Below are 7,548 nucleotides of genomic sequence, written 5' to 3'. Positions count from 1 at the left end.
TAGTTTAGGGGTTGCCCTACGCAAAAATAGCTCGATGCCAGGAACCATAATTTAACAAAAACCCCCAAGCTCAGACCTGAGCTTGGGGGTTTTTGTTTCTCATGAATTGCGCTACTAATGCCACACAACACTTTTAGAGGCGATTCGATTGGGTTAAAGGTTTATCGCCTGTCACCTATCCTCCTTTGCTTGTCGTGCAGACATGATTTGCTTTTGCTGTTCTTGTAGCCAGTTTTCAAAGAGTTCATTCAACAGGCGCATTTTCATAAATTCATCCAGTTGTGCTGGAATAAATTTTTCTAAACGCAAAATCACAAACCATTCAGCGATACGGGTAGGGGGCAATATCTGACCTGGTTGACTACTAGAGAGCATTTGCACCATTATCGGATGTAGTGCATTCAGTTCAATCGGGCCTACCAAGCCACCAGTTTGGGCTTCCGGACCGAGTGAGTATTCCCGCGCCAAATCAGCAAAAGAGTTTTCTTTTGCCTGAATCCTAAAGTAGAGTTCTTGGGCAATTCCCACATCCTGGGTTCGCAGTAGGGAATAAATTACTTTGTCCAGTTTTGCCTTGGACTGAAAAAAGTAAGATTCCAGTTTATTACCCCAAGTGGCTTGCTTGAATTTTTCAATTTTCAGCTTACGAGTGGTAATAACTTCTAGTTGCTCGGGAGTCAGCCCTTGATGTGCCATCCAAGCCTGGATATCTTCTTCATTTTTAAACTGTTTTTCAGCGTAAAACTGTTGTTTAGCTTGGGCTACTTCCTCAGGAGTACACTCTATAACTACCTTGGCGGAGCGTGAGTTTTGCTCTATCGCCTCATCAATGATTAATTCTCGCTGCAACTGTGGCAGCATTTGGTAACTTGCCAGTAAAGAAATCAATTCACTAGCTGTAATTGTACGATTACCGATTTGGATCGCTTCAGTCATTAGCTTTCGGTCATCTCAAGAATATTTAGTCTGTTAAAGAAGCTATACCTTAGCCCATTGTCTAGGAACTTTTACCTTAATTCTACAGGGTTAGGTATATTAACCTCACTTTCGCAATAATTAAATAGTTACTTGCTAACATACTTAAAAATATACAGTTTGTATGAGTTTTTATCAAAGATTCTACGCAAATGCTAGCAGATATGAAGATAAAGATAAAAGACAGTTCTTGCTAGTACGACTTTAGAAGACAAAGTTTATAGACTGAGTTAGGGTGTTTTGAGGTTTCTATTATTTATTATACGTAGAGCCACAGTGGTATTAGTGTCGCGATTCTTCTCCCAACCTCGAAAGAGGGTTTAGTACATAAGGGTAGACGCCAAGTATTTTTATGAGTCCGCGTACCCCTACGCGAAAGCGTTCGCGCACCGTTTCGCATCTAAGCGTTTAGAATTTTCTCAAGTAGAGCAGGCATAATGTACTGAGGGCGACGCTCCTATGTTACTAAAGCTTCTTTACAAGACGCTGCGCGAACGCTATCAAGCATCTAGGGGGCCTGTTTACAAGTGTTTCGGGTATAAAGGGGGACACCTTATATGCTGCCTTTTCAAACAAGGGTATTATGTATTTTATATTACATAAATTACGCAACTGGCACAGTGCGATCGCTAGCCAGTAGTACAGAAGTATTTAATTACCCAGAATGTAGCTTGATTGGCTTTACTCGAATTAGTAATAATAATCAATGATGTATCTTGAAATAAATCATATTGTTTGCACTATATTAGTTTAGCTAAAACTGAAAAGTTTAGCTTATCAAACAGGTAAAACTATTTACAAGCTTAAGCACAATTTGCTTTTTAATTATTTAGTTGAGCAACAAAAACGTTCAGAAATTGCTATGTCTTCTGTGTAGTTTTTCGGTGCTCGGTGCGCTTCGCACACCATTGCTTGTGCCAGTTGCGTAAATCCTGAATAAATTCAAATTAAATCTTGTATCTGTGCCTAATTTGGAAGAATTGTGCGATTCGTTGTTTAGTGAATCACGGTAATCAGTCCGTACATAACTAAGCCAGCCTGAGAGCAGATTACTGTCATAAAAAGGCTGAACTCTCGGTCAGATGCAAGTGTAAGCCTTGCCATTCAGACTCAGAATTGACTCCTTATCTGCCCACACCGAACAAGCTCGGTTCTTGTAGAGTGAAGCTGGGAACAGGGCGCAATCAGACAGCCGTTACGGGTTGACACTGGCGCTAACAGGGAGTTCCTACGGTGAAACCGGGTCTAGGAAAGCAACTTAATCCCAAGCAGGGCGTAACACAAAATCCCTGACTTCACTGGAGAATTAATTCCCGCCGCATATATGTTGATGTTAACGGCTAGAGTCAAGGGAATCCAGTAGTTGAAATGACCACGCCTAACGGAACTATCAATCTCTCCGAGGGAACGAATAAAAACGATTTGTGAGTCTTGGGGCAGTCGAACCCCCGGTAGGCTAGACGAGAAGCGGAATTCTCACAAGTCGGGTAGGACAGACCGTAATTGGTCTGAGGTGTTCAGAAAATACAAACTCCAGAAGAGAAAATGATTAGACACAGTGTAAAAACTAGTGAATCTTGGAAAGCTTTACCGTGGAAGAAATTCCGCCGAAATCTTTTCCGCCTTCAAAAGCGCGTATTTAAAGCGGTTCAAGTTGGAGACAAGCGGAAAGCTCGGTCACTCCAAAAGCTTATTCTAAAATCAACCTCGGCTCGATTTCTTGCAATTAGACTTGTATCTAAGCTTTATGCTGGTAAAAAGACGGCTGGTATTGATGGGAAAAAATCGCTCTCATTTCAAGAACGCTTCAACCTTGAAGAATTACTGAAAATGAATAGTAGAAATTGGAAACATCAAGGACTACGGGAAATCCCCATCCCCAAAAAAGACGGGACTACCAGAATGCTTAAGATACCCACCATCGCAGATAGGGCTTGGCAAACAATCGCAAAATACGCACTCGAACCAGCACACGAAGCCACTTTCCACGCTAGGAGTTACGGGTTCAGAACTGGGCGCTCTGCCCACGATGCACAAAAGTACATCTTTAATAACCTCCGCTCTGCTTGCAATGGAATAGATAAACGAGTTATAGAACTCGACATCGAAAAATGCTTCGATAGGATTAACCACTCAGCAATTATGGATCAACTCATTGCTCCAAAAGGCTTAAAACTCGGTATCTTCCGATGCCTCAAGGCAGGAGTCAACCCAGAATTCCCTGAACAAGGAACACCCCAAGGGGGAGTGGGTGCGCTACGAAGCGCATAGTGGTATTGCTTAGGTCTATTGAATAAGGAGGTGATTTATAAGACCTACAGAAGCTGGATGCTCACCCCAGAGCGCCAAGGCTGAGTCGGCAGGCGGGGGACAATGAGTAATAACCCGTTTGAAGCCCGATGAACAAGGGGCAACGTGCTGACACCCTGTTACAGCATAAGGCTCCGAGCCTGAATTTGACTATGGCTACGCAAGAAACCCTTGTTTGAAGCGCCCACACCTTGGACGTACCGCTAAACAACAGGGATGGTACGAGATATCAGGTAAATCAACTTTTGATTCGGTTGATGAAAAGGTCTTTCTACGCGGACTAAACCGCTCTGATTATAGGGGTATAAATTATCGGCTGATATCGGGGACACTGGGTTTGTGTCTTACGGGCGTAAAGAGGGAGCCTAAAGTCAAATACAACACATACCGCTATGTGAACGTAGGAAGCATGATGGTTGGTCTCTACGGAGACTGGGCTAACTGCGGCTGATGTAATCATCATGTGGCAGAGCCGTCGTAGTAGTCCGAGCCAGGGAATAGCCTGGTACATGGCAAAGGACGGCAGTCATTGTAAAGGAGCGTCAAGGGAAATAGAGAGGACTAAAATGTATGTCCGATATTATCAAAACCCAACGCAGCCTAGCCACGAAGGCGAAGCATAATCCTCAACATCAGTTCGACCATTTGTATCGGTTAATCTGCCGAGAAGATTGGATACGTGCAGCCTTAGAATCTGTCCTTTCAAATAAAGGGGCAAAAACTGCGGGAATTGATGGCGTAACTAAAAAGCAACTTGCATCAATTACGGCAAAAGCCGAGTTTGTCAGTGAGTTACAATCCGAACTGCGCTCTAAGCAGTTTAAACCAAAACCAGTACGCCGTGTCTACATTCCCAAAGCTAAAGGTAAACGTCGTCCATTGGGTATTGCCACCCTCAAAGACCGCGTAGTACAAATGCTGCTGAAGATGGTGCTGGAACCAATATGGGAAAGTGAGTTTCTCAACTGCTCCAACGGGTTTAGACCAGGACGCAGAACACAGGACTGCATTGCCTTAATGGACAGTTACATCAATAAGCGTAATAAATACTTCTGGGTGATTGAGGGAGATATTAAAGGAGCATTTGACAATATTCACCATGAGATTTTATTAAAACTCGTGGCTGATAAAGTTGCAGACAAACGTCTCCTAAAATTAATCGGGCGGTTCTTAAAAGCGGGAATGATGCAAGGCACTTTGTTTCAACGTACTGATATTGGTACGCCACAAGGCGCAATTTGCTCACCATTATTGGCAAATATTTATTTACATCAATTAGATAAATATTGGTGGAATAAATATGGTAGCCTTGACCGCAAACAAAAAGAGAAACGCCGAACACAACGCCTGGGAAACTGTGCTTTAATACGCTATGCCGATGATTGGCTGCTATTAACTAATGGTGGGAAAGCAGAAGCATTGCGGTTACGTGACGAGTTTCAAACCTTCTTAAAAGAAGAATTAAAGTTAGAACTCAACATTGAGAAGACAAGAGTTACCCACGTTAATAATGGCTTTGATTTTCTTGGTTTCCACGTCCGACGCTACGTTAGCAGTCCATGATAAACCAAAGTTATTAGTGACACCAACCGAAGATGCTAAGGAACGTCTGAAAGCCAAAGTTAAGGAGATGACCAAGCGAAAATGGTTTAAGGATTCCCCTTTGCTCAAGTTTACTGCAATCAATGCAGTATTACGGGGCTGGATTGGTTATTACTGTCATTGTAATGCTAAGAAAACGGCTAAAAACCTAGATTTCTGGGTTAATGAACGCTTATTTCTTTGGTTGCAAAAACGACATCGCCTACCACCGAGCAAAATTATCAAGACGTATAAGATGCGTCAAGTTCATAAAACTGGACAAAGAAATAATTGGGGAATTAGGAATGGGGACGACTATTTGTACCTATACCGTATGAGTGATAAACCGATTACTAAGTATCGGTCACGCTCTGTACCGAACCCATATTTGTCAGGTGAAGAGTCTACAGCGCTAACAACTCCTGAAGTCCCAATCAAGGAATCTGTCTGGCTTGGTAATGCTGAAAATTATGAATGGCGAGAATTGAAAGCAGAAATTTTAGCGGAACACGGAGTTAAATGTACTGTTTGTGGATGTACCCAAGAACTCGATTTGCATCATATTAAAGCACGTCGAATTGGCGGTACTAATAACAAAGAGAACTTACAATTACTCTGTAGAAGCTGTCATGCTCAAACGTCTTCGTTTGGCAACCACACTAGGTTGCAATGATGGAAAGCGAAGTGACGGGAAACTGTCACGCTTCGTTTGGAGAGAGGGATAGAGAAACACGTAAATTGCAAGATTTAAAGGTGCGCTCCGTCCCTACTCTATTTAGTCCACTATTAGCCAACATCGCACTGAACGGGATTGAGGGTATACACAGATACCATAAGAATTTAGGATACAGAATCACTGATCAAACCCTAGTCAGTGATATTACTGAACCATCAATCCGATACGCGGATGACATGGTTATTATACTCCGACCCGAAGATGATCCAATAGAGATACTTGAAAGAATCAGCGAGTTTCTCCGCAAACACGGAATGAATGTAAGCCAAAAGAAAACCAAAGTTACCGCCGCGACAGATGGGTTTGATTTCCTCGGCTGGCACTTCAAAGTCCAGAAAAACGGAAAGTTCAGATGTAGTCCCTCAGTAGACAACTTCAAAGCTTTTCGTAAGAAAGTAAAGCACATCGTCAACAACTCGAATTATGGTGCTACCACAAAGGCTGAGAAATTAGCCCCGGTAGTTAGAGGTTGGAGAAATTACCATAAGTTCTGCAAGATGGACGGGTCAAGAAACTCGTTATACCACATCGAAAAAAGAGCTTACACGGTATTCAATAAGGAAACTAATCAAAATCGCAACTCTAGCAAGAAATTACTAAACAAAGCATTCCCAAAGGTTCCTTACTCCGAAAACAAACACATTTTTGTCAAGGAAACTAAATCACCTTACGACGGAGATACAGCCTACTGGAGCGAACGTAACAGTAAACTCTATTACGGCGAAACTTCTTTTGCTCTTAAGAAGCAAAGCCATAAATGTGCTTCCTGTGGTCTGAAATTCATCGATGAGGAACGGGTTCACCTACATCACGTCGATGGAAACCACATCAACCGGAAGAAAAATAATCTTGAAGCAATTCATGAGAGTTGCCACGATTACAAACACATGAGCAAAAGCACAAGCTAAGAACATCGGAAGCTGGGTGCGGTGAAAATCGCACGCCCAGATTTAACTGAGAGGTGCGGGAGATAATACTCCCCATCGACTCAACCAATCTTGCTGTAAAATACAGCATTAATATAGATAATTTTGTCTGGCAAGTGGGAATTATAGGTTAAAATTAAATATTACCACTTTACCTGATGATCGATTAGAAGTGCGATCGCCTGGTGTTGTGACTCGCATCGATCCAACAAAACTTCGCACCGATCCAGAATTAGGATTAGTCTTTACAATTCAAGATTTACAAACTCTCTTTGGCGTAACGGCAAAATTTGATATCAATGAATACGCCATAGTTTTAGATGTTCCAGGACTAGATCGATTTAGTGGCAAATTGGCAGAAACGGAAACTCCAATTCAACTAGAAGGATTACCACAGGTTGCACCTCAAAAGTTTAGTATCGCTGCAGTTGAACAGAAGGTAAATGCTACCGGTAGTGCTAGCAGATCGACAAACTATAGAGGTGATTTTCTTGCTGTTAGTAGTGCTTTTGGTGGTTCGTGGTTCATCCGCACCGATCAACCAAATTTAGAAAATCCGCAAACTTGGAATATTGCCGAAGCGCAGTTTCTTCGACAAACTAATTCAACTGATTATTTTGTAGGTTCCCAGCCAACGTTTTGGCAGACTCAAGGAGCAGGAGACTATTGGGGTTTTACATCCATTCAACGACAGGGGTTTGTACCACCTAAACCCTTCGGTGGTGGTTCTTCCGATCCTCACCAACGGTTACAAGCAGATTCTATTGGACGGACAATTTCTGGTAAGGCTGAACCAGGTACATTAGCGCGATTGGTGCAAGGTTTTGGCGATCGCGTGATTGCTTGAGTGCTGCATTTATTAGCGATCGCTGGAAGAGTCTTCTGAGGCATTTCAAGAGCTTAATTTACAACAGTCGGCAATCCCCTAAGAGACTTCCAAAAAATAAATTATGCCAAATTATATTTATATACAGCACTTTGTGTAACGGTTTGGTACAGTAGTTGAGAAGATAAAAGTAA

The 7,548-nt window shown here is 42.4% G+C and carries 5 protein-coding genes and 2 pseudogenes; 6 read left to right on the top strand and 1 reads right to left on the bottom strand.

The window, feature by feature from the left end; all coding sequences use genetic code 11:
* Positions 1-171: 171 nt before the first annotated feature.
* Positions 172-936, bottom strand: a complete 765-nt coding sequence (locus tag RM049_RS38820) for a peptidylprolyl isomerase (RefSeq protein WP_322708049.1) — start codon at positions 934-936, stop codon at positions 172-174.
* Positions 937-1,532: 596 nt separating this feature from the next.
* On the opposite strand from RM049_RS38820, the gene RM049_RS38815 reads away from it, so the two are divergent.
* The 6 genes and pseudogenes from RM049_RS38815 (at position 1,533) to RM049_RS38790 (ending at position 7,375) form a co-directional block, all read left to right on the top strand.
* Positions 1,533-1,685: a hypothetical protein gene (locus RM049_RS38815; protein WP_322708048.1), complete on the top strand. Its 153-nt coding sequence runs from the start codon at positions 1,533-1,535 to the stop codon at positions 1,683-1,685.
* A gap of 835 nt (positions 1,686-2,520) precedes the next feature.
* A pseudogene (locus RM049_RS38810) lies at positions 2,521-3,225 on the top strand (reverse transcriptase N-terminal domain-containing protein); the annotation flags it as partial.
* 630 nt (positions 3,226-3,855) lie between these two features.
* The gene (gene ltrA / locus RM049_RS38805) at positions 3,856-4,848 is read left to right on the top strand and encodes a group II intron reverse transcriptase/maturase (RefSeq protein ID WP_322708047.1); all 993 of its coding nucleotides are present in this window, start codon (positions 3,856-3,858) and stop codon (positions 4,846-4,848) included.
* Positions 4,796-5,539, top strand: coding sequence for a group II intron reverse transcriptase (locus RM049_RS38800; protein WP_322708046.1), 744 nt, complete (start codon positions 4,796-4,798; stop codon positions 5,537-5,539). Before ltrA ends, RM049_RS38800 begins: the two co-directional genes overlap by 53 nt.
* A 104-nt stretch (positions 5,540-5,643) precedes the next feature.
* A pseudogene (locus RM049_RS38795) lies at positions 5,644-6,510 on the top strand (group II intron reverse transcriptase); the annotation flags it as partial.
* Positions 6,511-6,718: 208 nt separating this feature from the next.
* Positions 6,719-7,375 (top strand): hypothetical protein, encoded by a 657-nt coding sequence (locus tag RM049_RS38790; protein WP_322708045.1) that lies wholly within the window; start codon positions 6,719-6,721, stop codon positions 7,373-7,375.
* The last annotated feature ends 173 nt before the right edge of the window (positions 7,376-7,548 follow it).

Origin of the sequence: Nostoc sp. DedQUE04 (assembly GCF_034530995.1) — a bacterium.
Taxonomy (GTDB): domain Bacteria; phylum Cyanobacteriota; class Cyanobacteriia; order Cyanobacteriales; family Nostocaceae; genus Nostoc.
The sequence above is the reverse complement of the archived record's forward strand: the minus strand, read 5'-3'. Positions and strand labels throughout refer to the sequence as shown.